The sequence below is a fragment of the Cohnella abietis genome (assembly GCF_004295585.1).
In the GTDB taxonomy this organism is placed as follows: domain Bacteria; phylum Bacillota; class Bacilli; order Paenibacillales; family Paenibacillaceae; genus Cohnella; species Cohnella abietis.
This window is the reverse complement of the sequence record NZ_AP019400.1, coordinates 3,359,562-3,382,578: the sequence shown is the minus strand read 5'-3', so window position 1 is coordinate 3,382,578 and position 23,017 is coordinate 3,359,562. Positions and strand designations below refer to the sequence as shown.

Genomic DNA, 23,017 nt, shown 5'->3' with positions numbered 1-23,017 from the left:
TTATCTATATTTCTTAAGTGATTCGTCTTTTTGGGGTCAGCTTAAACGAAAAAGATGCAATAACTAGCGCCAGTAACACCATGGATCCACCAATCCAGCCTAAATTCTGAACAGATATATACTTAATGAACACTCCGCCTAAACCTGCGCCTAATGTCATACCTATATTCATTAGTGCAGTATTATAGCTTAAGACTACTTCTGAAGATTGTGGCTTTAAGGACATCAAATAAAATTGATTAGCTGGAGTTGTTGCCCATGCAGCAATTCCCCAAACCATAATGGTAAGAAGAACGCCAATTGGTGAAGCAGCTGTTACCGTTAATACGAATAGGGCGGTTGAGTGAACAATTAAACTAATGGAAATGGTACGAACAGGTCCCCACTTATCTACTGCATATCCACCAACACGTGAGCCTATGAAAGCAAATACGCCTAATATTAATAGAGCTGTACTAATCTCTTCTATAGAAAAGCCAGCTATATTGCTTAATAGCGGAGCAATATAGGCAAAGATCATTGTGTAACCAAGTATCCAAAATACTGTTGTTAATAAACCACTAATTACTTTCTTATCTTTAATTAATAGCAACTGATGCTTTAAGGAAATTGGTTTACTTCCCGCTAGTTTCGGAATAAATTTATTAAGTAGCATTACATTGATAAGTGTAACAACAGCAATAATAAGATAGATATATCGCCAATCCATATATGCAGCAGTTAGTGTTCCTATCGGTACACCCAGTACTAAAGAAACTGTAAATCCAGTAATGACTGTCGCGATAGCACTGCCTCGTTTAGCAGGGTGAGCAAGTTGAGCATCATAATGAGTTGCGACAAAAAAAAACAAGCCCCCACTCATTGCCAATACAATTCTCGAAAGCATTAGCATACTAAAATTAATGCTGAAGAATGCAATGATATTCCCCGCGACAAAAACGAGCATAGAATACAACAACACTTTTTTCCTATCAAACCTTGCTGTTAACATTACCAGTACGAGTGCACCAAATGCATACGATAAGGCATATAAGGTTACTAGTTGTCCAGCCACTGAAATAGAAACCTTCAAATCTTGTGAAATAATTTCCAAAACACCTGAAACAACAAATTCTGCTGTTCCTATCACAAATGCACCTAAAGCTAATAAATAAATTGCAAACCGATTACTCATAATAAACTTCCTCCTTCATATTTACGCTCATTTAGTAGACATTAGAGATTATTTATATCTTTAATTACCCTAAAAAAAGAACCTCTTTAAATTAGAGACTTAATACATCTATAATAACCCCTATAATTCTAATACGTCAATATTGAAGTCCAATACGCTTTTACCGCAAAGAAAAGTGATTGCAAAAACCTGCCGGTATGATGTAAAATAGCAGCAATCTTAAGTTTTGCCTATAGGAAAAACTTTTATTGAAGAGAAACTTTTTGGTGTATCATCTACAGATCATGGATCTTCGAATTTGGAGGCAATCATCATGTTAGGATTAGAACTTGCTACTGCAGCTCGCAAACGCAACTCAACTCTCTATTCCGTTTTCCAGCCTCTCTTACAGTTGAACACTGGAGAACTTGCCGGTTACGAAGCATTGATTCGATCAACGACAAACGATACTCCCGAGTGTTTGTTCCAATTCGCCCGATCGGCTGGTTTTTTGTATGAACTTGATGTTATGTCCATGAAACGATCTGTTTCAGCTTACTTCGCTGAAATGTTCGACAAGAACAATTCTCCCTTGTTGTTCGTAAACATTTTTCCGTCCACCTTGCTGAATCCGTCGTTCTCAATGTTTGTTTGTAATGAAAAAAGCGATAGCACTTGAATCGGTAAAAGCAGTAGCTGCCCTTTCTGTTTTAGAAAGACCTAAAAGACGGTCCACGATTGCCGCAACCTCTTGCCGTGTAATGGGCTTACCCACGCCAATCGTTCCGTTAGCATATCCAGTAACGTAGTCTGCCTTTACTGCTTTTGCCACCTTGGGATGTACCCAAGTACCTGTTGAAACATCACTAAATGAAATTGCTGCCTCTTCCGTAAATCCAAAGGATCTATTAGTCAAAGCAAAAAACTCTAATCCTACACAAAAAGACCCACTTCTTATTAGAAATGGGTTCCAGCTTTCGTTTTGTAAGCTCTATAGATTCATTTTTAAACCCTCATGTGTCACTTTAAACCCTAGACGCTCATAGAAACGTAAAGCATCTTCTCTCTTTTTATCAGTCGTTAGCTGAATTATGTGACAGCCACGTTCTTTGGCACGCTTAATTGCCCATTGAATTAACTTAGTACCTATACCTTCTCCCCTATCTGAAGCTGCCGTACGAACCCCTTCAATAGTAGCCCGCCAACCACCCTGATATGTAATATACGGAGTAAAAGTAATCTGTTGAACACCTACAATTTTTTCACCAAGGCATGCAACAATCAACTCATTATTCGGATCTGCCTCAATTGATGCAAATGCTCTAAGATAGCTTTCTGGAAGGGGAGTCTCATCACGTTCTCTTGTCCTACCTATTTCATCATCCGCAAGCATTTGCACAATTATAGGTAAGTCCTCCGCTGTTGCAATTCTAAAGCTTACCATGCTAACCTCCACAATACTTTTATGTCTTCATTATAAACGAATAAACGGGATAGTTATCATGCACTTCAAAACCTAACCTTAAAGCTAGCTTGTGAGATGGAATATTTTCATGCGTTGTTTCCCACAAAGGGTACATTTCACTTGCAAGCAATTGGTCAATTAACTGGATTGCAGCAATTGTTGCATATCCCTTCCTACGCTCTTCTATCGTAAAAGTATCAACATCAATAAAATATTCATTTCCATAACTAAATCCATTACTTTTACAAATTGTGATGACTTGATTAGCTTTCTTTAATTCTATTCCAGCGCTTTTTTTAGTCTTAAATTCATTGAGGATGTATGGAAAATGATGAAAAGATTCCGGCAATATATCAAAATCTATTCTGTTTATTTCGACATCATCTTCTAATGAAGTAATAGCATCTTTTACTTGATTAAACTTTTGCAAGTTGAGTGTATACACGGATTCATTATGCTTATTCACTTCCAAGAAGTGTGTATAATCTAAAAAGAGGTCAACCCACTGCTCATCATCCGAGGTATAAATTTCAAACCAATTTGTATTGCGTTCTCTACAGTCCGGAATAACAACATTCTGTAGGAAATCGCTCACTTCTATTTTGTTATTTGGCGATGATAGGCTTCCCTCGAAATACATCCATCTGCCAATAGCCCAAACAATGGCAAGATTGGGTGCCTGATCGTTATCAACGAATACTCTACCAGGATAATTTCCGTTAATTACTGCTAAAGCCGGCATATAGCTCTTTTTATTACTAAAAAAGGGTTCCGCAATATTATAATATTCTGAATGCAGTTCTATCATGGCAATGTTCAGCCCTTCATCTGCTTATTAATTTCAATTAGAATTTCTCTCTTTATTCGAGCTTCAATTAAAATGATCTCTTCCTCCCCCTCTTTTGCAATCCTCCTCAAAACAATACCTAATAAAAAACTGACAATTGAGATTATAAATGAAAAAAGTGTAAAAAAACTTCCCCTCAAATCATTAGTAAAGTTATAATAGAACACTTCTTTGAAGCTGCTTGAATTGAAAAAAATAACTGTTAGAAGTAAGAAGAGCCCCCCACTTACAAAGAAAATAATGGATAGATTTTTTGTTCGTTCATAGCTCGATAACATATTAGACATAGTCATTTTCCCCCATGACGTTTTCGATTTCTTTTAACATATAATTGGCGTAGCTTAACAGTGTTTCCTCACTTACACTCATGCTCTCCGGTTCATTATTATACTTGGCGAGGCAATTAGTGATTAATTGAATATATTCAGTGGGTACTTCGTTTAACGCCCATTCCCCCGCTTCTCTCTTTGAAGAAATGACCGACTCTCTCAAATACAACAGAACTCTCGGTAAATTTAAAATAAAATAAACAGGATTACCCGTTATCCCTTCTATTGCCCCATCCACATCAGACTTTATTGAATCAATATAAAATCGATTCTCTATAGGCTTGAATACTTCTTTAATTGGATTTCCGAATAATACAATTCCACGATGATAGGTCACAACAAAATGTGCTGCTAAATCAGGATCATTATCTCCTCCACAGAAATAGTTCTCATCTGTTTTATATTTTTCTCTATGGAAAGAAGAATAATGAAATTCAAACGGTGTTGGATATACAAAATCAACAGCATATTCCTCTAATACTATGCTCAATTCAAATCCCTTAATGACTTTCTGTTCATCTTCAATATTAATAAGTTGGTTAGCAATTTTCTTATAGGTGGCTATGGATTGTTTTCCCTTAACAATAACCAATATATCTATATCGCTTTGAGTGGGATTAAAACAGCCCATGGCCATCGAACCATGCAAATAGATGCCAGTAAGCGATTGCGACAATTCTTCTTTCAAAAGGGCAACCACGCTTTCCAAAACAACCTGTTGTTTCAAACTATATCCCGCCTTATTGAGTAATATTGTGCACTTGTGCCGCTTCACTTATAATATCACGAAATGGAAAATTATAGGTCGATTCACCTATTTGGGCTCTGATGATTGGTCCCTCTGCTCCCCGGACTTCCTGAGTGAACTACACATACCTCTCTGCCAACACATATGTGTAGTTCACTCAGGAAGTTTAAATTGGAGGACCATGTACAACGGCTTTACCGTCCTTTGGACGGCGGTACACCCAAAAACTACGTTCCAAAAAAGCTGTCGAAGCTTTCTCGACAGCTTTTCTACCTGGCAGAGGCGTCCATTGGATTTAAGCTTATCCTAATTTCTTGCCGCTTTATAATATGCACTCAATAGTTCATCTATAGGAATACCATTAATTTTCATACCTAATATCTCGCATTGATGAATATTTACATTTGAAAGATTACTCTGGCGGATTTCGCTTCCACTAAAATCACATCGCTCAAATTGACAACAAAACTATCCTGGACTATAATTCATTAAACGATCGTATAACGAAAGGGCGTGTGCTTAATTGGTGCGTAATCTGCGAAAGGAGCAGGCAGCTGAAACTCGGGAAAAGCTTTTAGAAGCTGCGAAGACTCTGTTTGCTGAAAAAGGTTACCACGCTACTCCTGTTCGTGCAATAAACCGTAAAATTGATAAGGGGGATGGGATACTTTATCATTACTTTCCTGGCGGTAAGCGTGAGATTCTGTCCGTATTATTACATGAGAGTTTTGAATACAAAAGAAATGAAATTAAGCTCATTCACGAAAATATAGGAGCTATGACAATTAGAGATGCTCTGGCTGCCATTCTCAACAGAATGAATGAGTTGTTTATAAGCGATTTGGAATTAATAAGAATTATGTTCCGAGAAAACCATCTTCTCGAATCTGATGAAACCAAACAGCTTTCTGACTTCGTTCAAGGGCAAATCCATTTATTAGCCGGTTTCTTAAGAAGAAGTCATGAAAAAGGAGAAATCAAAAACTTAAATTTTAAATTAGCAGCTAGACAATTCCTGTCAATGGGTATGCAAGGCAGAATTGGTCAAGCCGTCGGTATTAATCTTATTGATGATGATGGAGATATCAATAAGTACACTGAGGATATCATCGATTTCTCATTAGATTTATGGAAAAAACCTTGAACTTCCATAGTAGTTCAAGGTTTTTTTAGGTCGTTTAATTCACCAAACGTTCAATCAACTAAATGTTAAGGGGTAGTTTACAATGTCCATATTAAAACAAAAGTTAGTTATTACTTTACCTATCATTGTTATTGCTGTTATTTTTGTGTTTAGCCTTACCATGATACCTTCAATAAACCCATCGCCTAAAAACCTCCCCATTGCCATAGTTAACGAGGACCAAGGCGCAGAGGTACCAAATCAGGGACAAGTAAATAGGGGTGATCTTATTGCACAAAATCTACAGGCGATTACATCTGCAAATCCAGCTCAAGGGCAAGCCATTAAATGGATTTCCGTTGGAAGCAGCGACGAAGTAAAAGCGGGACTAGACAATCAAGAGTACTACGCCGCACTAGTTATCCCAAAGAATTTTAGTACCAACCAAGTATCGCTTCGTACGCCTGAACCCTCTTCGCCACAAATCCATATTTATATCAATCAAGGCATGAATACTTTGGCTTCGAATATGGCGGGGCAAATATTAAATCAAGTTGTCGACGGCATCAATACTAAACTGCGTACGGACCTATTAGCGTCCTATGATCAACTCGGAGGAACGGTAACAACTAAACAAGCTGCCGCATTAGCAAGCCCAATAGTGAAGGAAGTTACCAATGTTAATGTAACTGGTGCGAATAGCGCTAGTGGGAATGCTCCCGTTTCTATGTTCCAGCCTATATGGATTGGAAGCATAGTTGGCGGCATGGTATTCCTATTAACAAGGAATAAACTGATATTTGCTACTCGCAAGGAAAAGCTAAGGGCTAATATGCTTCAATTTATATGGGGCATTGTTATCGCACTGTTTGCAGGCTATTCACTCACATGGTTTGCCGATATTTGGGGGCTAAATATTCCACAATTCAACAATACCGCTTTGTTTTTGTCTATAAGCTTTTTATCCTTTTTCCTTATGATATCTGCTGTTTTTTCTTGGATTGGTTTAAGTGGGAGTGGCATTTTTATGCTTTTCTTGTTCTTTGGGGCTCCGCTATTGTCAATGCCTCCGGAGTTTTTGTCGTCATTCTATCAGAATTGGATCTTATCCTGGTTACCAATGGGATTCATGGTGAAGGGGTTACGTGAAATCTTCTTCTTTGGAAACGGTCTAAGCATGAACCATGCCACAACTGCCCTAGTCGGAATCGGCCTAATTAGCCTTATCGTATTGTTAGCATCTTCCCTCAAGCTTTCCGCCAAGCCAAAGCAGGAAGTAGAATTGCAAACAGAAATTTGATTTCCTGAAGTAAACAGTTCTAATCTCAAAATGTTGGGGCACTCGTCGTAGTGCCCCACACTCTCGCCTCAATTATGACTTAACCCACTATAGGATCACACTCATTAAAGTGATTGAGGAGCGATTCCGGCTGGATCACCTTTACTAGGAGCTGGAATCCAGGTTGATGGGATAAAGTCCCCTTCTTTCATCTCTGTTTCAGAGAAATGTCTCATTTGCGTTTGGTAAAATTTTGGTGATTTATCCCATTCTGCTTTATCGATCTTAAGAACGAATGAACCATCTTCTTGAGGCAGGCTGATTGTATACTCGACAGACGGATCTACGGACAAGCCTATTACCTGAGCCCAATATTGAGCACCCTTAGCTGCCTTGCTCACTAAAGTCGGCGGTTTATCAGTAATAACTGTTCCTGTTTCTGGAAGAGTGATGTCGGTATTTACACTTGTTTCGTCAGGAAACCTATATACTTTATTTTCCGGCAGCGTATATCTCGTTTCTCCAACATGGACATTCAATATCAAATCCTCATCTTCTTCTGGAGAATAAAACAATCTGTACTCTCCCTTTGCATTAGAAGGCTGAGAACGAGAAAACCCTTCTCCATTATCACGTATAATGCTAACCATTGCGCCTTCAACTGGATTTCCATTCGCATCCTTCACTGTTCCTTGGATCGCATATTTGTCCAGAGATATTTTAGGAAAGGTTTGGCCCTCTTCAACTTTAGCCCGTGCGTGGACTTCTACCTTCTCGGGATTACTTGAATCAGCTTTAACTTCCGTTATTTGAATGGGATAGTAAACGTCAATATGGCTAACTGCTACCTTTAACTTTTCTTGAGCAGAGCTTCCAAGCGCTTTACCATCAATTGTCGCCTGCTCCGTGCTGGAGATTTGCAAAGGAATACTTTGCGGAATACTTTGATCAACTAACAATTCGAACGAACCGTTCTCATCAGTCGTCATCATACGTTTGCCTGTTATTCCAACCTCGACTCCCACAACTGGTTTGCCGTCTGATAGCACTTTCCCTTTGACAGGTATAAGATGGGAGTTGTCCATTTTCCATGCTATGAGGGGGAAAGCAGTTTGCTCCAATTCAATGGATGCCTGAGTAGAAGTTTGTTCTGTCGTTGTTGTTGTCGGTGCTTGCTCAGCATTATTATTGTTGTCTGTACAGCCAGCTAGTAGCATACTTGCTGCTACGATGCTTGTTAACAGCAATAGTGTCAATCTTCGGCGCATATAGTTATCTCCTCTTTGGCAAAGTTGATTTCTTGCTTACCTTCATCCTTCTCCTCGTACGAAAAAGCGGGTTGTTACACCCGCCTTTTTGTTATGAAAGCTTTTACTAGCGTCAATTCTTATGTGCGCTTAGTGTCCACCATTTTCAATTCCGTGCTGGATTTCCTCTGAAGATGTACCTTGAGTTTTGTCCCCGCCCAGAGCGAATACTAACACCTTAGGTTTTTTTCCGCCCGTCGTAATGGCCATATATGCTTTATCGTCTTGAGTGAAGATTGCTGGTGGAGCCATGATGTTATCGCCATCTGCCTGGAATTCCCAAACGATCTTACCCGTTTTGATTTCAATAGCGCGTATTTTACCATTCAATTCACCGTAGAAGGCAAGTCCTGTAGCCGTACTTACGAAGCCACCGCGCATTTCGTGATCGGTCTTGTTTTGATAAGCAATTTTACCAGTATTCATGTCAATAGCTGTAACGGTACCGTAAGGAACAATACCCGCTGGAGTTTCTCCTACAGTTGTACCGAACGCAGTAACTTCTTCTGGCTTGCCATCATATCCCGTTACAAATGATGGGGATTCAATACCCGGAATAAGCACATAGTTTGATTCAGGATCATATGTTTCTGGAGCATAGTTCTGACCGCCCCAGACGCCCGGATAAATCAGGACACCTTCTTTAGTCGGTTCTGGATGATCAATTTTTGAGAAAGCCACTGCATTATAAAACGTTTCACCAGTTACTGCATCCCATGCAAACCATTCACCTGATTTCCCACCGTGAACGACAAGCTTACGTTCTGCTCCATTTACCTGTGCTTTAATCAGCATTGGAGTAGATGCAGCGTCATAATCCCACAGATCATGGCTAACTTCTTGATTTGCCCAAATCAGCTTACCTGTTTTGCTGTCTAAAGCAACTACTGAGTCTGTGTAAGGGTTAGCACCAGGGCGGTCTTCACCATACATATCCGGTGCCGGATTACCAGTGCCGAAATACATCATTCCTGTTTCTTCATCAATTGTTACTGGGCACCACACTGTACCCCCACCGTTAAACTTATTGTTTTTCAGCCAATCTTGACCTTTAGGAGGTACAGTCCAGAATGGAGCGTCCCAAGCCGGTGATAGATCGCTTGCTTTGTAAGCCATAACGAAACCACGAACGCCATTATCTCCACCGCTGCTGCCGATATAGATATTGCCGTTGTAGTACACAGGAGCAGCCGTTTCATAATATCCGTTGTCCACTGTTACTCCATCAACAGCATCAGCTATAACTGTTGTGTTGACGGTTTTACCAGTCTTAGCATCGATAGATACTACACGATTATCCAATAAGAGCATGTATACTTTTCCTTCCGCAACAACTACGCCACGATTGGAAACGATGTATAGGTTTTTGGTATTCTCTTTGAATGCTTCATCTGGCTTCCATTGCCAGATTACCTTACCTGATACTGCGTCGAAAGCAAAAACATTATTCTTGGACGTCGAAACATACATGACGCCGTCCTGTACGATTGGGAAAGATTGGTTTCCGTTCGCAATGGTCGAATCAATTGCTTTGAAATCTGCTGTCCAGACGATTCCCAAGTCATTAACGTTTTCTTTAGTAATTTGTGTGTAAGGTACGTGTCTAGTACTTCCCAGATCAAAGTTGACTGACGGGAAGTTTCCATACGTATGGCTTACTGAATCAGAAGCAGACGCAGATGCTGTTGCAGACGGTGAGGTAGAAGCCGATGGAGATGCTTCATTGTTGTTCGATTTGGTACATGCACTTAAGGCAAGACTAGCTGCCAGGATTGCACTTGCAACGGTAAGCGTTTTGTTACTCAATGATGATTCCCCCTAATAATAAAAATTTAAATCCGTTTAACTAATAAATTAATCCCGCTTTTTTTGTGATGGAGGCCTTATATCTTACTACTAAGATTGTTCTCGTTGAGTAATATACTCCTAATATATGTATGCGTCAACAACACTTATTTTTGCTTTGACAATGATGTATAACAGGAGTAAAATGTTTCATCGGGCGCCTAAACATTCTTACTACTAAGATATTAACCAACAGGGGGAATAACAAAATCATGAAAATTAAAACTAGTCTACTTCTCACTATCGTTGCTTTGGCTGCTATGCTTGCTCTAAGCGCATGCGGAAGTAATAATTCAAAGAATAACAGTAGCTCACCATCAGCAAGCGCACCTTCAGCTTCTGAGTCCCAGCCTGCAGCTGGCGGACAAACAATAGAAGCAACGATTGATGCTACAAATTGGAAATTTGATGTTACAGAAATTAAAGCAAAAGTAGGCGACACGCTTAAGCTGACACTGAATAGCTCCGAAGGCAATCACGGAGTTTCTATCGATGATTTGGGCCTAAAAATTAAAAAAGGCGAAACTGTAGAAATCAAACTCGACAAAGCAGGAACTTTTGAATTTAACTGCAACATCATGTGTGGCCAAGGTCATGACAACATGACAGGAAATATTATTGTAGAATAACTCTTCTTTAAATAAGTAAAGGGATCGTCAACTATCCGATTGGAAAGTTGGCGATCCCTTTTAGAAATTGAAATCCATTCTCTTACTCATTCCTAATACTGATCAATTTATCGTAAATCTGCTCCAGAAATGCAACTTCTCCATCATTAAGAACAGAGAATATCGCATTTAATGTTTGATCGCGAACGTCTTTCAAGGTTTGTAAGGTTATTTGACCTTCTTCGCTAATATCTAGAATAATGGCCCTTCGATCCTGTTGTACATCTCGGGTTCTGCGGATCAATCCTAACGAAACTAATTTATCAGAAATCGCCGTTATCCCTCCCGAGGTAATTGATAACTCTTCGACTAATTGCTTAGATTGCTTAGGACCTTCTGAATCCAATGTATAAAGAACCATAAACTGTGCATAGGATAGATCCGATGTGTTCTTACGATTCCACTCAGATTCCCACATACGCTTATGAATCATAAATTTCTTTGAATATGAAACGAGCAGCTCGTTTCTGTTAATCATCGATTATACACTCCTCTATCGATCTATGTAATTAATCCCCCGTTGAAATCCGTTACATCTATGTACTCCCAGTGTATCACATTTTATATAGGAAAAGCCGCCAAGGCGCATACGAAAAAGCCACTCCGGACTATGGATTGGCTTTTTTGATAAAATTTTTCTTACTATTAGCTGAGCAAATGGTTGCACGCGTCTGCCCTCATTATTCTAAATAAGCAATGTAAGTATTCCTTCAACAGAATTATCAACAAATGATCGTTCAGGACGAGATTTCATGATCACGGTAAGTCCTATTAACGATACGACTAGTGTCTGAGCTAAGCCCTTCGCGTTTATACTAATATCAAGCTCTCCTGAACGCAAACCTCGTTCAATCGCTTCTTGAAATATTACCGAAAGATACATCTGATGCTCCCTTGTTAGGATTTCAAATTTCTCATCATGAGGCGCAAGCTCCACCATCGTATTGATACAAAAGCATCCCCGATTTGGACTTTTTTCATATTCTTTTGCTACTATATTTTCAAAAAAGGCACGGAATCCTTCCTTAACAGAAGTACTGTTTTGAAGACTGGCACGAACATTAGCAGAATGAGAACGCGTATATTTCCTTAATGCAGCTTCAAATAGTTCCTTTTTGTCCCCGAAGGCTGAGTATATGCTTGGTCGCTGAATGCCCATTCTCGATGTTAAATCGCTTAAAGAGGTAGCTTCGAACCCCTTTTCCCAAAACACTTCCATAGCAGCATCCAATGCCTTTTCCTCATCAAATTCGCGTAGCCGAGCCATAATAACCTCCACATTTCATATCGAATGGTATGTTATTATTCTAATACTCAAAGATTATTCCGTCAATAAAGCAGCCTATCACTGCGACAAGTAAGCCGATAGTTATTGACAGTTAATATTTTTTCGGATATATTAATGAAAATTATTGTGTACTGATCGGTATGTTATTGAATGGATAATAGAGGATTTAAGGAGGTTTGTAATATGGAGAAGTTTATTGAAAAATCAGAAGTAACTACAGCACCAGAATCAATTCCCGGCCCATCGATGTCGCGAAATGTGGCCCTCTTGTTTGCAATCTCCTGCGGACTGGCTGTCGCCAATATCTATTACGCGCAACCCTTATTGGACGCTCTTTCGTTAGAGTTCGGGATCACTCATTCATCCGTTGGCATTGTTATTACTCTCACTCAAGTTTGTTACGCGCTAGGTCTGCTACTACTAGTGCCCCTCGGTGATTTGTTTAATCGACGTCGGCTGATCGCTGGGCAAATGCTTTTATCTGTGTTGGCTCTTATTGGCGTTGGTACTGCTCCCACGAGCACGGTGTTATTCATAGGCATAGCTGCAGTTGGGCTACTTGCTGTAGTGACACAGTCTCTCGTTGCGTTTGCGGCGACATTGTCTGCCTCAGCCGAGCGTGGACGTGTCGTCGGAATCGTGACCAGTGGAATCGTAATTGGTATTCTGCTTGCGCGTACTTTTGCTGGCGTATTGACGGATTTAGCCGGTTGGCGTTCTGTATATCTTGTATCTGCATTATTGACGTTAGTCATGGCATGCATATTATTTCGAGTTCTACCGAATAATGAGCATAAAAGTGAATCATTATCCTATCCACAGCTGATTCGTTCAGTACTCACGTTGTTTGTACAAGAACGAATCCTGCGAATCCGTGCTGTGCTAGCCATGTTGATTTTTACCGCCTTCAGCATATTATGGACTTCCCTAGTGCTGCCGCTCAGCTCCCCGCCACTTTCTCTTTCGCATAGCTTGATTGGAGCGTTTGGTCTCGCCGGAGTTACTGGTGCGTTAGCAGCAGCCCGAGCTGGTCAGCTTGCTGATCGAGGTTTAGGGCAGAGAACGACAGGAGTAGCGCTGGTTCTGTTACTTGTATCATGGCTCCCCATTAGTTATACCCAGCATTCGCTACTCGCACTGATTGTTGGCATAGTCCTCCTTGATCTTGCGGTACAAGCCGTACATGTCACGAACCAGAGCATGATCTTTACTGTGCGCCCTGAGGCACGGAGTAGGCTTACTGCCGGTTACATGATTTTTTATTCCATCGGTAGCGCCATCGGGTCAATCGCATCCACCAGTATGTATGAATACTCAGGCTGGAATGGAGTGTGCTTGTTAGGTGCACTAGTTAGTGCTTTGGCTCTTCTATTTTGGTTGTTTACCCGCCGTCTTCATTGATTATAAAACCTGTTTGAAACTCTTTACTGCTCCCCCATCGGTTTATCCCATGAAAGTCGATAACGGTAATAGAAGCGGCGGCGGACGATTGCCCCTGGTAGTATCTCTTGTGCGACTTGGCGAATCTCGCTCAAAGACTCTTTAGGATCGGCAATCCGAACACCTATGTCTTGCATCCCACCGTGAAGTCGATCCATGAAACGGATTGGAAGAACAAGAAGTCCGGAAATGACAAAATCCAGAATTGAATTGTCCTCTGCTAGACCAACTATGAGGAGCCGTCCGCCTGGTGCGAGAACTTGACGCATTTTCGAAAGTGCAGCTTTCAATTCCATATGGTGCAAAGTTGCTATGCAGGTGACCGTAGAATAACGTTGCTCCTGAGTAGGTACTGGCAAGGCGAGGAAGTCACCGTTTACGACCGACACATTTGATGTGGCAGCCAGTCGCGTTTGTGCACGCACAACAGCTTTCTCATCAGGGTCGATACCGACAACCTGATCAACGAAAGGCGCGAGGCGTTGAAGGAATAATCCGTCACCAGACCCGATGTCAAGCACACGTCCACCACGCACCTTCGCGTCAGTGATTAACTCCTCATGAAATGCAGTATTGTGATTCCAATATGACTGCATTTCTTTCTTACCTCCCGCATCTTCGCTCATCGCTTATCTCTCCTCTTACAGCTTTTGCTTCCACCACTTGTATTCGCGACCTACTACCAAGACACCTTCTGCCTTCATTGAATTGAATTCATCAGCTCATAGAAATACTTGGATTCCTGAGTCTTGTATAGACCATACCAGGCTTCTAATGTTTTTGGAGAAAATACACCCAGAGCCTTCAGAACGTGCACAGTAAATTCCAATGGAGCAACTCCAGATGCAGTGATCAGTTTTCCATCCGTTACCGCTGACTCCATTTTGTAATACTTTTCACCCGCATAAGTGGGACAGATCATTTTAAGGAATTCCAGATCATTACTAGTGTGCCACCGTGAATTCAGCATTCCTGTCTGAGCAAGCCCTATGGTAGCGCCACAAATCGCTGCAACCAATATCCCCTCCTTCAAACACCTCTCAGCGATGTTTAAGATAGGTTGGTGAATTGTTTCTGTCCATGTATCTCCACCAGGTAAAATAAGCGTATCTGCGCTTCCAATGTTACATTCGTCCCATTTGATGTCAGGTAATATTTTTAATCCGCCCATTGTAGTGATAGTAGTCTTTTCAATTCCCACGGTAACTATTTTTATTGGGGCAAGCCCCTTTTTGTAATATCTTCCCGAGTTCAGCTCGGCAGTTAAGTAACCTATTTCCCAGTCTGCCATTGTGTCAAAAACATAAAGATATACCGTATTATTCATTCGTAAGGTCCCCTTATTATAAGATTCATCAAGTACTTCCGACTTTCCATCCATCGGTTATCAATGATCATTATGATTATAAAATAGCTTCACTGACATCTACTGTCAGTGAAGCTATTAAAGTTGATAATATTCCATTAACTCTGACGCAATAGCAGCAAGTCGTTCATTGATGCTCTGTGGTTCGATTACTTGAATTGATTTCCCGTAGGTTAGCAGAAAATAAGGGACATATTTATGCGTTGAATTCTCCTCAAGTAAAAAGATTGCTTGATCTGATGTTCGCTCTTGCAGATGATGCCCCAAATACCAGTGTAAGCATATGTCATCTAATGCCTCTTGCCTGCCTTCGATAATTAAAGAGATTAACCCGTCCTTCCCCACTAAATCAGGCAACAGATTTTGCATAAAAAATTCACGAGCCGAAAAAGCTTCCAGACGCTTAAATATGGTTTGAGTATGCTTGATTTGTAAAATCCGATCCGCCCGGAAGCTGCGAATCTCATTCCTTAGGTGGCAAAATGCAACAGTATACCATTTATTGTTCCAGTAAATCATTCCATAAGGATCTATTACCCTATTCTTGGGTTGATCATCACGGCTTGTGCGATAGTCAATTTCTACAGACAAATCGTTGGCTACAGCCTGCTCCAATTCTGCCAATACCAGCTGTACAGAAGGATCTCCCATGCGGTTGATAACATCAAATCCGGATAAATGACGGTCAAGTATACTTTCCTGCTCGGGATTCGAGTACATTTTCAACTTGGATGTCGCATTGTCTAGTGCCTCACTTAAAGGGTATCCCGCTTCTTTGGCAAAAACAGCAGCTTGAAGGAGTGCTTTTTTTTCTTCAATATCAAATAGCAGAGGTGATCTGATAAAGTTATTGAGTAAGCTGTACCCGCCATTATGACCTGTGTCAGAAATTATGGGCACTCCACTGGCACTTAGCGCATCAATATATCGATAAACTGTTCTTATATTTATTTCTAGCTTCTCGGATATTTGTTTTGCAGTCATCTTCACGCCTGAATTCAGCATCCACAGAATTGCCAGCATATTATCGTTTTTTGGCATAGCACGATCCCTCAACTTTTATTAAACCTAAATATTTAATAACTTTCATCTTCTCAAGTATCTCATTAAATTATTGGCTTTGTCGAATCACCAGTCTGCCTTTCTTTGTATTTTTGCCAAAAAAAGAACCCGAAGGTTCTTCGGGCTGTCACGATTAGTTGCGCTTAGCGATTTTGCCAGCGAATTGACCATTAAGAGATTGTTGAAGCTGCTCCATTTCTAGAAAATCATGCGGGAATCCCAGATGGATGCTACTGGCTTTGGTTAACAAATCCATCTGTTCAGGTGTCAACTCGAAGGTTAGGCAATCTAAATTATCTTTGATCTGCTTTTCTGTTCTTGCTCCAATAATCGGGATCATCGTCCCTTCCTGCTGCCTGATCCAGTTAAGGGCTACTTGGGCAGGAGTCTTGCCGATCTCTTGAGCAATACTTTCAACCGTTTCCAGTATGGAGCGGTTTGTTTCCGAAAGACTTTCCCCTATAAAATCAGCCCGTTTCGAGTCCTCGGGTCGGCCTGCTTTATATTTGCCAGACAAAATCCCGCCACCCAGCGGAGCCCAGGCAGTTACCCCAATATCCAACGCATTAGCCATAGGAATTAACTCGCGCTCCGCCTCCCTTTGAACCAAGCTGTATGACACCTGCAATCCAGTAAACGGGGTCCAGCCCCGCAGCTCCGCCAACGTATTGGCTTTTGAGACAATCCACGCCGGAGTGTCGGAGATACCGATGTATAGGATTTTCCCAGCTCGGACCTGATCGTCCAATGCTCGCATTACCTCCTCAACCGGGGTCATAAAATCCCATGCGTGCAGCCAATACATATCGATATAATCGGTTTGCAACCGTTTCAAGCTTGCGTCTAGGGACTGAACTAGGCTTTTACGGTGATTTCCTCCGCCGTTCGGGTCCATCGGATTCATAGTCAGTGAATATTTCGTGGCTATGACAAGCTTCTCTCGCTCTGCTGCGATAAATTCACCAAGGAATTGTTCGCTATCACCTCCCGTGTATTGGTTGGCTGTATCAATTAGATTTCCCCCTGCCTCAACATAAGCGTCAAAAATTTTGCGGCTTTCCATTTTATCTGCTCCAAATCCCCAGCGATCCCCGAATGTCATCGTACCCAAAGCGATGTCTGAGACCCTCAATCCACTTTTGCCAAGCAATTTGTATTCCATTTGACTTCACCCCTTATGAAATTTATAAATCAAATTATCGTTTCCATACGGTATGTCTTCCGTACATTTCAAATCCTACACCCTAGAGTTCACTCTAGGTCAAATGGTTAATTCTATATTCTGTTTAGGTTGGTTTATCGTTTACGATGGAGTATATTCTAATTAATAAAAAACAACATATTTCGATTAATTAATTAAAGTTAGGTGGTTCACAATCAGCATGAACGATGAATTTACTATCGGTCAGGTGGCAGAAAAGACGGGGTTGTCCATCCATACCATAAGATATTATGAAAAAGAAGGTATTCTGCCAATCATCAAAAGAAACGAAAGTGGAATACGCATTTTTGAATATGAGGATATCCAGTGGATCAATCTTCTTAACTGTCTTCGCAGTACAGGTATGCCAATTGCGCAGCTCAAAGACTACGGTGATCTCATTTTACAAGGCGACCGTACCGGTGAAAAACGTTTGGAAATTCTTGAGAGACAAAAAGAAAAGATAGAAGAACAAGTGAACACATTGAAGTCTCACATCGACCTGCTCAACGCTCAAATGGAGTGGTATCCTCGATTAAAAAAAGAAAATGTTCCATTTGATGATGCAATGAAAGCGTGGTTAAAGGATGGTAAATTACCACCTGACCTAAAGTGAATTGATGATGGATCTTATTGGGGGACTTTACCCTACTATGAACAGAAGCCCAGACGAAATTGCCGTCTGAGCTTCTTCCTTCTATACGTTGTTCTCCATACCATTCCTGTTAATCAGCCAGGTACAAATCTCCAAACCCATTAATATCCTTAGCCGAGCCTATTCCGCTATTGAATTCCAGCCATCCTTTACGCCCATCGCCATCGTTATCGTTAACCAGCAATGAAAATTTTATTTTCATCCCCTGTTTCACAAGCTTTATGTCTTTCGTCAACTCGCTCCAGGGAATGGCCATTTCATAGATAGTTTTTTGATTTTTACGGCTGATCGCTTGGTCAATGGCAACATATCCATCGGCACGAAAGCCCTTCGGCGCAATCCAACGCCACTTGGACAGATGCCCATTATCATTCATGGCAGCACCCAATTCGTGATACTCAAGTGGAACGCTACCATCAGTATTGGCTATACCTATCGCGAACTGTACGCCATCCCCGTTCCAGATACCGCTGTCATCCGCATTCTGAGCATGTATATCGTCAGTAACTTCCACCGCGAGATACAAGTTATTGGCATCCCAAGCTAAATAGCCGGCCGCACTGACATCTTCCTTCCCTTTCCAACCGCTAACCTTAACATCGTTTACATCAAAACGCACTTGCTCCTTCCATTCCTCCAAGCTCCCGTCGATATTGATCGGCTTGGGGAGCTTATGAAGGAGAAGCGTTTGAGACAAGTCCTCCGTCATCTGTAGCAATGTGCCCGAAGCATCAATCCCTTTTATTATTCGCTTCCCTCTTGCCAATTCGGGGATATTGAAGATTGTGCTCTTCCCAGGACCCAATTGATCCACGCGGGTTGTGAATGTTCCTTGAGACGCTTGTTCCTTATCATAAACGACTTCAAGGGACCCGTTGAAATGACTATTCGACTGATTGGTAATTTGCAAATGTGTTTTTATTTTATTGTCTGCTGTATCAAAATAAGATTCGAAGCTTCCTATCAGAGGATCGACAACTTTGACGTTGATCGCAAAGCTTTGAGCAATCTTTTGGCTTTGATCCAGAGAGACGAAGATCGAATAATTCCCTCGTTCCAAACTTGCAGGAGCTTGCACGCGAAGGGACTGACCACCATCATTCTGAGCCAGTACCCATCCTTTTGGTAAAGTGACTTGGAGCTGATCAGCAGCAGGATTGCTAATATAGCCCTTAGGCAAGTTAATGTCGAAAGAATCACCGGCAGCGGCCACGATACCCACATTCTCCGGAAGCCACTCGGCCTCTGGACGATTCATGACATTCCATAGGAAGTGTAATGTCCTTTCAACGATCTCGTCTGTATATTTCGCATTTTTATAATCATGCCCGACACCTTCCATCGTGAACAAATTATGATATATTCCCCGCTTCGCTAATGCATCGTTCAAATCCAGGCTCTGTTGATACGGTATTAATTGGTCGATCGTACCATGAATGATCAATACGGGAGGCAATTTTTCTTGAACAGCGCTGTCCAGCAGCCCGCCGTATATATCCACAATAGCAAATATCGGTTTCACGATGGAAGGCTTGTTTTGCAAATATTCGTTGGCAAAATTCATCGATAAATGGCCTCCTGCAGAATCCCCACCTATAGCTATGCGCCCTGCATCCAGCCCAAAAGCGGTTGCGTTGGTGTTAATCCAGCCAATCACATCGGAAATATCTTCGTAAGCATCAGAAAGTGTACGAGGAAAGTTTGCGAAAGGATCGTTTTTCAGTCGATAATCCATGGACAGAACAGCGTACCCTCGCTTGGCGAGCTTCGTGGAGATGTCGGCGGCATCATACTTGCCTCCTTCTCTGTAACCACCTCCGTGAATAAAAATAAATACCGGACGCTGCTTATTGTTGTCACTCACTGGCTCGTATAAATCAAATTTCAATGATTCTTCGATTTCAGTCTCATTCTTTTTACTTGCATAAACAATATCTCTTTGCACATTCACATCGTATATCGGAGCTAAATACTTAACGTCGCTCTGTTCATTGTTAACGACAGCATGGGTGGGCGTCACTTTGTTTACAGTCGTATTCGCGGAGACGATTTTTTGCTCCGTGTTTTGGATGACATCCTTATTTTCCTGTCGGTTGATTAACAACCAAACTCCTACTAAAATCACTACAATAGGAAGAACGTAAATAAGCCGCCGTTTCAATATAATAACCTCCCAAACAAGAATATTTCCCCGTTAAACCACACTTCATTTTACCTACTTATGAAGAGATGTAATAAAATTACATATTTACCCCATTGTAGAGCTGAAGATTATATTTCACGATGGTGTATTCTTTGGATATTGAAAGTAATATTACGTATTTCTTCGGGTTCGTTCCTCGTTGGCCCAAAAATACACCTTAAATAGTTAAAAGCGAATTCCCATTCAATCCTGAATGAGAATTCGCCTTTATTTTCATAGCGTACTAACCCTTAGCTCATAAAAATACTGCACAGCTGGATGCTTTAACTTCATCTTTTCGGCCATGTTTATTATTCGCTTTTTTCCAACTCGTCTGTCCACCAAAGCTAGAATATTCAATAAAATATCATTGCACTCTATGCTTTCCTCAATAGAAAGGGATAGGAACTTATTAGCCACAACAGTAAAGTTAGATTTGCTTAACGAGGACTGTGCTGACATCGTTTCCTTAGCATAATTTGATATTTTTCTGCTTCTTGCTATTACTTTTAGACGATCCTCCGGAACTGTCCCCTTCGTATCTTTTCTAACCGCTTCAATATCTTCATTGTTGATTGGAATTTGAATATCTGGATCGTTCTTAATTTCCAGCTCCGTCTGATACCATCTAATTAACGTAGTTATATCACTCATATTGAGTACGTTTTTTTTATCTACCGTAATATAACAATTCCCTGCCTTGTCAGGTGAATAACGGTAACTAGTTGCACGGTATTCCACCCTTCCATATAAGGCAGGACAGAGAAAGCTCTCTAGCTGCTGCTTCAATTTACTCCAGGACATGTACTCCTCCTATGGTCAATATTATGACTACCTATCGAGGCATTCATTCTATTATCCATAATACTAAGCAACACATCAATAAAACCTGCTTCCCACCATTAAGACGGACCGAGATTTCGACCCAAGTTAAGTTCAAAATCGCCTCGACGACCGAGTCCACGTGCAAAGAGATCTGGCAGCTTGGACAGTGTTGATGGTGAGGAAGCTCTAGCTACGAATACTTTAGAGGATGCCAGTAAATCAGACAGTTGTGGCAATTCGGTATTATTCACCAGCGCCTTCGCCTCAGTCAGCGCCTCCTTGTCAAAAGAAGCAATCCGGAGGGCCAAATTGCGTACGAAGCCGTCCAGCTCCGCGTCAGGAAGTGCGCGGTTAATCCAGCCGTAACGCTCAGCTGTCTCGGCATCAAAATCGTCGCTACCCAAAATGATTTCAAGAGCTCGGCCTCGGCCTACCAGCAGCGGCAACCGTTCGTTACCTCCACCACCAGGGACAACGCCAGAAGCCACTTCAGGTTGACCCAATATAGCCTTCTCTAGGCTTCCGAATCGCATATCGCAACTTAGTACGAACTCGCTACCAATCCCACGGGCCCGACCACGGATGAGCGCGATGCTGGCAGCCGGCAACTTTTCTAAACGCGTCGTGAAATCGATCAATGCAGGCACAACGCTGAAACCTGGGTGTCTGTGTCTCTCAGCGGCTCGTGACATGTCATAATGGGCCATAAAATAATCCGGATCCGCACTGTCGAAGACTACCACTTTAAGCTCGGGGTCAGCCTCCATTTGATCCATAAGTAGCAGTAATTCATATATAGTATCAGGGTCGAACAAATTCATCGGTGGGTTGTTAAACGTAACGTGCCAATACCCCTTCGACGGGAAAGCTACTGAAAATTGTTTTAATTCGCTCATATTCATAACTCCTTTATTTTCATTTTATTTAGAATGATCATTCCCATATTCTCAAAAAAAGGTTGTGTGCCTTGTAATTCTGGTCAGGTGCCAATTAATAAAGCTTGGCTACTGTATCAGCGGTAAAAGGAGTAATTTCCTCGTCCCGGCCGGTACGAATTTTCTCTGTCCATTCTGGATCAGCCATCAAAGAGCGGCCCACAGCCACAAGATCGAATTCCTGGTTATCCAGCTTTTCAATTAAAGTATCTATCTTGGAGTCCTCTGCTTGCTGCCCATTCCCTTCAACATTAAGCCCAACGGAGCCTACAGTAATTACCGGTTTGCCGCTTAGCTTCTTCACCCAACCGGCAAAGTTTAATGTTGAGCCCTCAAATTCCGGTTCCCAAAAGTGGCGTGTCGAGCAGTGGAAAATATCTACACCGGCTTTGACCAGCGGCGCCAACAATTGCTCCAGTTCTTCAGCTGTTTTGACATTCTTGGCTGTATAAGCATTTATTTTGAATTGTGAAATGCGCAGAACAATCGGGAAGTCTGGTCCGACCGCCTTGCGGACAGCCTCAATGACTTCAACTGCAAACTGTGTACGGCCTGCTATATTGCCGCCATAACGGTCCGTCCGCTTGTTGGTAACCTCCCAGAAAAATTGGTCAATTAGATAGCCGTGAGCGCCGTGTAGTTCTACCCCATCGAAGCCAATTCGCTTCGCATCTGCTGCAGCATGGGCATAAGCCTGTACAATTTCCGTAATCTCCGCTTCTGTCAGAGCATCAAATTTTTTGACTCCATTTACATCCAGTCCGGACGGACCTACAGAAGGCGACTCCGGATTAGGTATCGGATCTTCCTTCTTTCTATCTGTCCCTACATGCCAAAGCTGAGTAATAATCTTACCACCTGCTTCGTGAACCTCTTTAACAACCTGAGCCCAGCCGTTCAAGGCAGCCTCGCTATGAAGGTTCGGAATATTCACGTGGTTGGATGCAGCCGGATGGTTAATGGTCGTTCCCTCCGTAATGATTAAGCCTGTACCGTTGGCGGCACGGCGACGATAATACGCTGCCACGTCAGCTCCAGGCACTCCGCCTGGGGAAAAGTACCTCGTCATCGCTGGCATTACAATTCGATTTTTCAAACTGATTTTCTCGCTTGTGAATGGCTCAAACAGGGAACGAACGGCTTTAACATTAGAATTGCTAGTCATTGGAATTCCTCCTGAGATTGTAGTGGCCTAAATAGATGATTCAAACTAAAATTTAAGAATGATCATTCTAAAATTAAGGCGTGAAGCTGTTTCCGGCTTGATAGGAAAACTATAGCTAATTTAAGAACGATCAG

24 protein-coding genes and 1 pseudogene are annotated in these 23,017 nt (G+C 41.6%); 6 read left to right on the top strand and 19 right to left on the bottom strand.

Going from position 1 to position 23,017, the window contains the following annotated elements; genetic code table 11:
- Positions 1-13: 13 nt before the first annotated feature.
- A complete protein-coding gene (locus KCTCHS21_RS14520; protein ID WP_130609445.1) occupies positions 14-1,174 on the bottom strand; it encodes an MFS transporter in 1,161 nt (386 codons plus the stop codon).
- A gap of 313 nt (positions 1,175-1,487) precedes the next feature.
- On the opposite strand from KCTCHS21_RS14520, the gene KCTCHS21_RS14515 reads away from it, so the two are divergent.
- The gene (locus KCTCHS21_RS14515; RefSeq protein ID WP_130609442.1) at positions 1,488-1,832 is read left to right on the top strand and encodes an EAL domain-containing protein; all 345 of its coding nucleotides are present in this window, start codon (positions 1,488-1,490) and stop codon (positions 1,830-1,832) included.
- Here the strand turns inward: KCTCHS21_RS14515 and KCTCHS21_RS14510 are convergent.
- The 6 genes and pseudogenes from KCTCHS21_RS14510 to KCTCHS21_RS14485 form a co-directional block, all read right to left on the bottom strand.
- Positions 1,794-2,069, bottom strand: a complete 276-nt coding sequence (locus tag KCTCHS21_RS14510) for an S-layer homology domain-containing protein (protein ID WP_157994048.1) — start codon at positions 2,067-2,069, stop codon at positions 1,794-1,796. The two genes, KCTCHS21_RS14515 and KCTCHS21_RS14510, sit on opposite strands and share 39 nt — an antisense overlap.
- A gap of 75 nt (positions 2,070-2,144) precedes the next feature.
- Positions 2,145-2,597 carry a GNAT family N-acetyltransferase gene (locus tag KCTCHS21_RS14505; RefSeq protein ID WP_130609436.1) on the bottom strand — a complete coding sequence of 151 codons (453 nt, stop codon included), beginning with the start codon at positions 2,595-2,597 and terminating at the stop codon, positions 2,145-2,147.
- A gap of 19 nt (positions 2,598-2,616) precedes the next feature.
- Positions 2,617-3,426 carry a GNAT family N-acetyltransferase gene (locus KCTCHS21_RS14500; protein ID WP_130609433.1) on the bottom strand — a complete coding sequence of 270 codons (810 nt, stop codon included), beginning with the start codon at positions 3,424-3,426 and terminating at the stop codon, positions 2,617-2,619.
- 8 nt (positions 3,427-3,434) lie between these two features.
- Complete coding sequence (locus KCTCHS21_RS14495; RefSeq protein WP_130609430.1) at positions 3,435-3,752, bottom strand: hypothetical protein; 318 nt, start codon at positions 3,750-3,752, stop codon at positions 3,435-3,437.
- Positions 3,745-4,521: an aminoglycoside adenylyltransferase domain-containing protein gene (locus KCTCHS21_RS14490; protein WP_130609427.1), complete on the bottom strand. Its 777-nt coding sequence runs from the start codon at positions 4,519-4,521 to the stop codon at positions 3,745-3,747. Before KCTCHS21_RS14490 ends, KCTCHS21_RS14495 begins: the two co-directional genes overlap by 8 nt.
- Positions 4,522-4,848: 327 nt before the next feature.
- A pseudogene (locus KCTCHS21_RS14485) lies at positions 4,849-4,992 on the bottom strand (GNAT family N-acetyltransferase); the annotation flags it as partial.
- Between the two features lie 76 nt (positions 4,993-5,068).
- Here KCTCHS21_RS14485 and KCTCHS21_RS14480 point away from each other — a divergent pair.
- Positions 5,069-5,686, top strand: a complete 618-nt coding sequence (locus tag KCTCHS21_RS14480; RefSeq protein WP_232058245.1) for a TetR/AcrR family transcriptional regulator — start codon at positions 5,069-5,071, stop codon at positions 5,684-5,686.
- A gap of 88 nt (positions 5,687-5,774) precedes the next feature.
- Complete coding sequence (locus KCTCHS21_RS14475; protein WP_130616520.1) at positions 5,775-6,965, top strand: YhgE/Pip domain-containing protein; 1,191 nt, start codon at positions 5,775-5,777, stop codon at positions 6,963-6,965.
- 104 nt (positions 6,966-7,069) lie between these two features.
- Here KCTCHS21_RS14475 and KCTCHS21_RS14470 read toward each other — a convergent pair whose 3' ends face one another.
- Complete coding sequence (locus tag KCTCHS21_RS14470; protein WP_130609421.1) at positions 7,070-8,212, bottom strand: carboxypeptidase-like regulatory domain-containing protein; 1,143 nt, start codon at positions 8,210-8,212, stop codon at positions 7,070-7,072.
- A gap of 129 nt (positions 8,213-8,341) precedes the next feature.
- Positions 8,342-10,057 carry a pyrroloquinoline quinone-dependent dehydrogenase gene (locus KCTCHS21_RS14465; RefSeq protein ID WP_130609418.1) on the bottom strand — a complete coding sequence of 572 codons (1,716 nt, stop codon included), beginning with the start codon at positions 10,055-10,057 and terminating at the stop codon, positions 8,342-8,344.
- A gap of 251 nt (positions 10,058-10,308) precedes the next feature.
- Here KCTCHS21_RS14465 and KCTCHS21_RS14460 point away from each other — a divergent pair, with 251 nt between their 5' ends.
- On the top strand, positions 10,309-10,725 hold the full coding sequence (locus tag KCTCHS21_RS14460) for a cupredoxin domain-containing protein (protein WP_232058195.1): 417 nt from the start codon (positions 10,309-10,311) through the stop codon (positions 10,723-10,725).
- Between the two features lie 82 nt (positions 10,726-10,807).
- Here KCTCHS21_RS14460 and KCTCHS21_RS14455 read toward each other — a convergent pair whose 3' ends face one another.
- Positions 10,808-11,242 (bottom strand): MarR family winged helix-turn-helix transcriptional regulator, encoded by a 435-nt coding sequence (locus tag KCTCHS21_RS14455; protein WP_130609415.1) that lies wholly within the window; start codon positions 11,240-11,242, stop codon positions 10,808-10,810.
- Positions 11,243-11,449: 207 nt separating this feature from the next.
- Positions 11,450-12,031, bottom strand: coding sequence for a TetR/AcrR family transcriptional regulator (locus tag KCTCHS21_RS14450; protein ID WP_130609411.1), 582 nt, complete (start codon positions 12,029-12,031; stop codon positions 11,450-11,452).
- A gap of 204 nt (positions 12,032-12,235) precedes the next feature.
- On the opposite strand from KCTCHS21_RS14450, the gene KCTCHS21_RS14445 reads away from it, so the two are divergent.
- Positions 12,236-13,453 carry an MFS transporter gene (locus tag KCTCHS21_RS14445; protein WP_130609408.1) on the top strand — a complete coding sequence of 406 codons (1,218 nt, stop codon included), beginning with the start codon at positions 12,236-12,238 and terminating at the stop codon, positions 13,451-13,453.
- A 23-nt stretch (positions 13,454-13,476) separates the two neighbouring features.
- Here the strand turns inward: KCTCHS21_RS14445 and KCTCHS21_RS14440 are convergent, their stop codons facing one another.
- The 4 genes from KCTCHS21_RS14440 to KCTCHS21_RS14425 all read right to left on the bottom strand — a co-directional run bounded on the left by KCTCHS21_RS14440 (position 13,477) and on the right by KCTCHS21_RS14425 (position 17,082).
- On the bottom strand, positions 13,477-14,118 hold the full coding sequence (locus KCTCHS21_RS14440) for a class I SAM-dependent methyltransferase (protein ID WP_197726526.1): 642 nt from the start codon (positions 14,116-14,118) through the stop codon (positions 13,477-13,479).
- A 74-nt stretch (positions 14,119-14,192) separates the two neighbouring features.
- The gene (locus tag KCTCHS21_RS14435) at positions 14,193-14,819 is read right to left on the bottom strand and encodes a type 1 glutamine amidotransferase family protein (protein WP_130609406.1); all 627 of its coding nucleotides are present in this window, start codon (positions 14,817-14,819) and stop codon (positions 14,193-14,195) included.
- A 117-nt stretch (positions 14,820-14,936) separates the two neighbouring features.
- Positions 14,937-15,899 (bottom strand): helix-turn-helix transcriptional regulator, encoded by a 963-nt coding sequence (locus tag KCTCHS21_RS14430; protein WP_130609403.1) that lies wholly within the window; start codon positions 15,897-15,899, stop codon positions 14,937-14,939.
- A gap of 154 nt (positions 15,900-16,053) precedes the next feature.
- Positions 16,054-17,082: an aldo/keto reductase gene (locus KCTCHS21_RS14425; RefSeq protein WP_130609400.1), complete on the bottom strand. Its 1,029-nt coding sequence runs from the start codon at positions 17,080-17,082 to the stop codon at positions 16,054-16,056.
- A gap of 220 nt (positions 17,083-17,302) precedes the next feature.
- Here KCTCHS21_RS14425 and KCTCHS21_RS14420 point away from each other — a divergent pair, with 220 nt between their 5' ends.
- Positions 17,303-17,737, top strand: a complete 435-nt coding sequence (locus tag KCTCHS21_RS14420) for a MerR family transcriptional regulator (RefSeq protein WP_130609396.1) — start codon at positions 17,303-17,305, stop codon at positions 17,735-17,737.
- A gap of 109 nt (positions 17,738-17,846) precedes the next feature.
- Here the strand turns inward: KCTCHS21_RS14420 and KCTCHS21_RS14415 are convergent, their stop codons facing one another.
- The 4 genes from KCTCHS21_RS14415 to KCTCHS21_RS14400 all read right to left on the bottom strand — a co-directional run bounded on the left by KCTCHS21_RS14415 (position 17,847) and on the right by KCTCHS21_RS14400 (position 22,883).
- The gene (locus KCTCHS21_RS14415; protein ID WP_130609393.1) at positions 17,847-19,937 is read right to left on the bottom strand and encodes an alpha/beta hydrolase fold domain-containing protein; all 2,091 of its coding nucleotides are present in this window, start codon (positions 19,935-19,937) and stop codon (positions 17,847-17,849) included.
- Positions 19,938-20,192: 255 nt separating this feature from the next.
- Positions 20,193-20,762 carry an SF0329 family protein gene (locus KCTCHS21_RS14410; RefSeq protein WP_130609390.1) on the bottom strand — a complete coding sequence of 190 codons (570 nt, stop codon included), beginning with the start codon at positions 20,760-20,762 and terminating at the stop codon, positions 20,193-20,195.
- Positions 20,763-20,860: 98 nt separating this feature from the next.
- Positions 20,861-21,679: an enoyl-CoA hydratase/isomerase family protein gene (locus tag KCTCHS21_RS14405; RefSeq protein ID WP_130609387.1), complete on the bottom strand. Its 819-nt coding sequence runs from the start codon at positions 21,677-21,679 to the stop codon at positions 20,861-20,863.
- A 94-nt stretch (positions 21,680-21,773) separates the two neighbouring features.
- On the bottom strand, positions 21,774-22,883 hold the full coding sequence (locus KCTCHS21_RS14400) for an NADH:flavin oxidoreductase (protein WP_130609384.1): 1,110 nt from the start codon (positions 22,881-22,883) through the stop codon (positions 21,774-21,776).
- Positions 22,884-23,017: the final 134 nt, after the last annotated feature.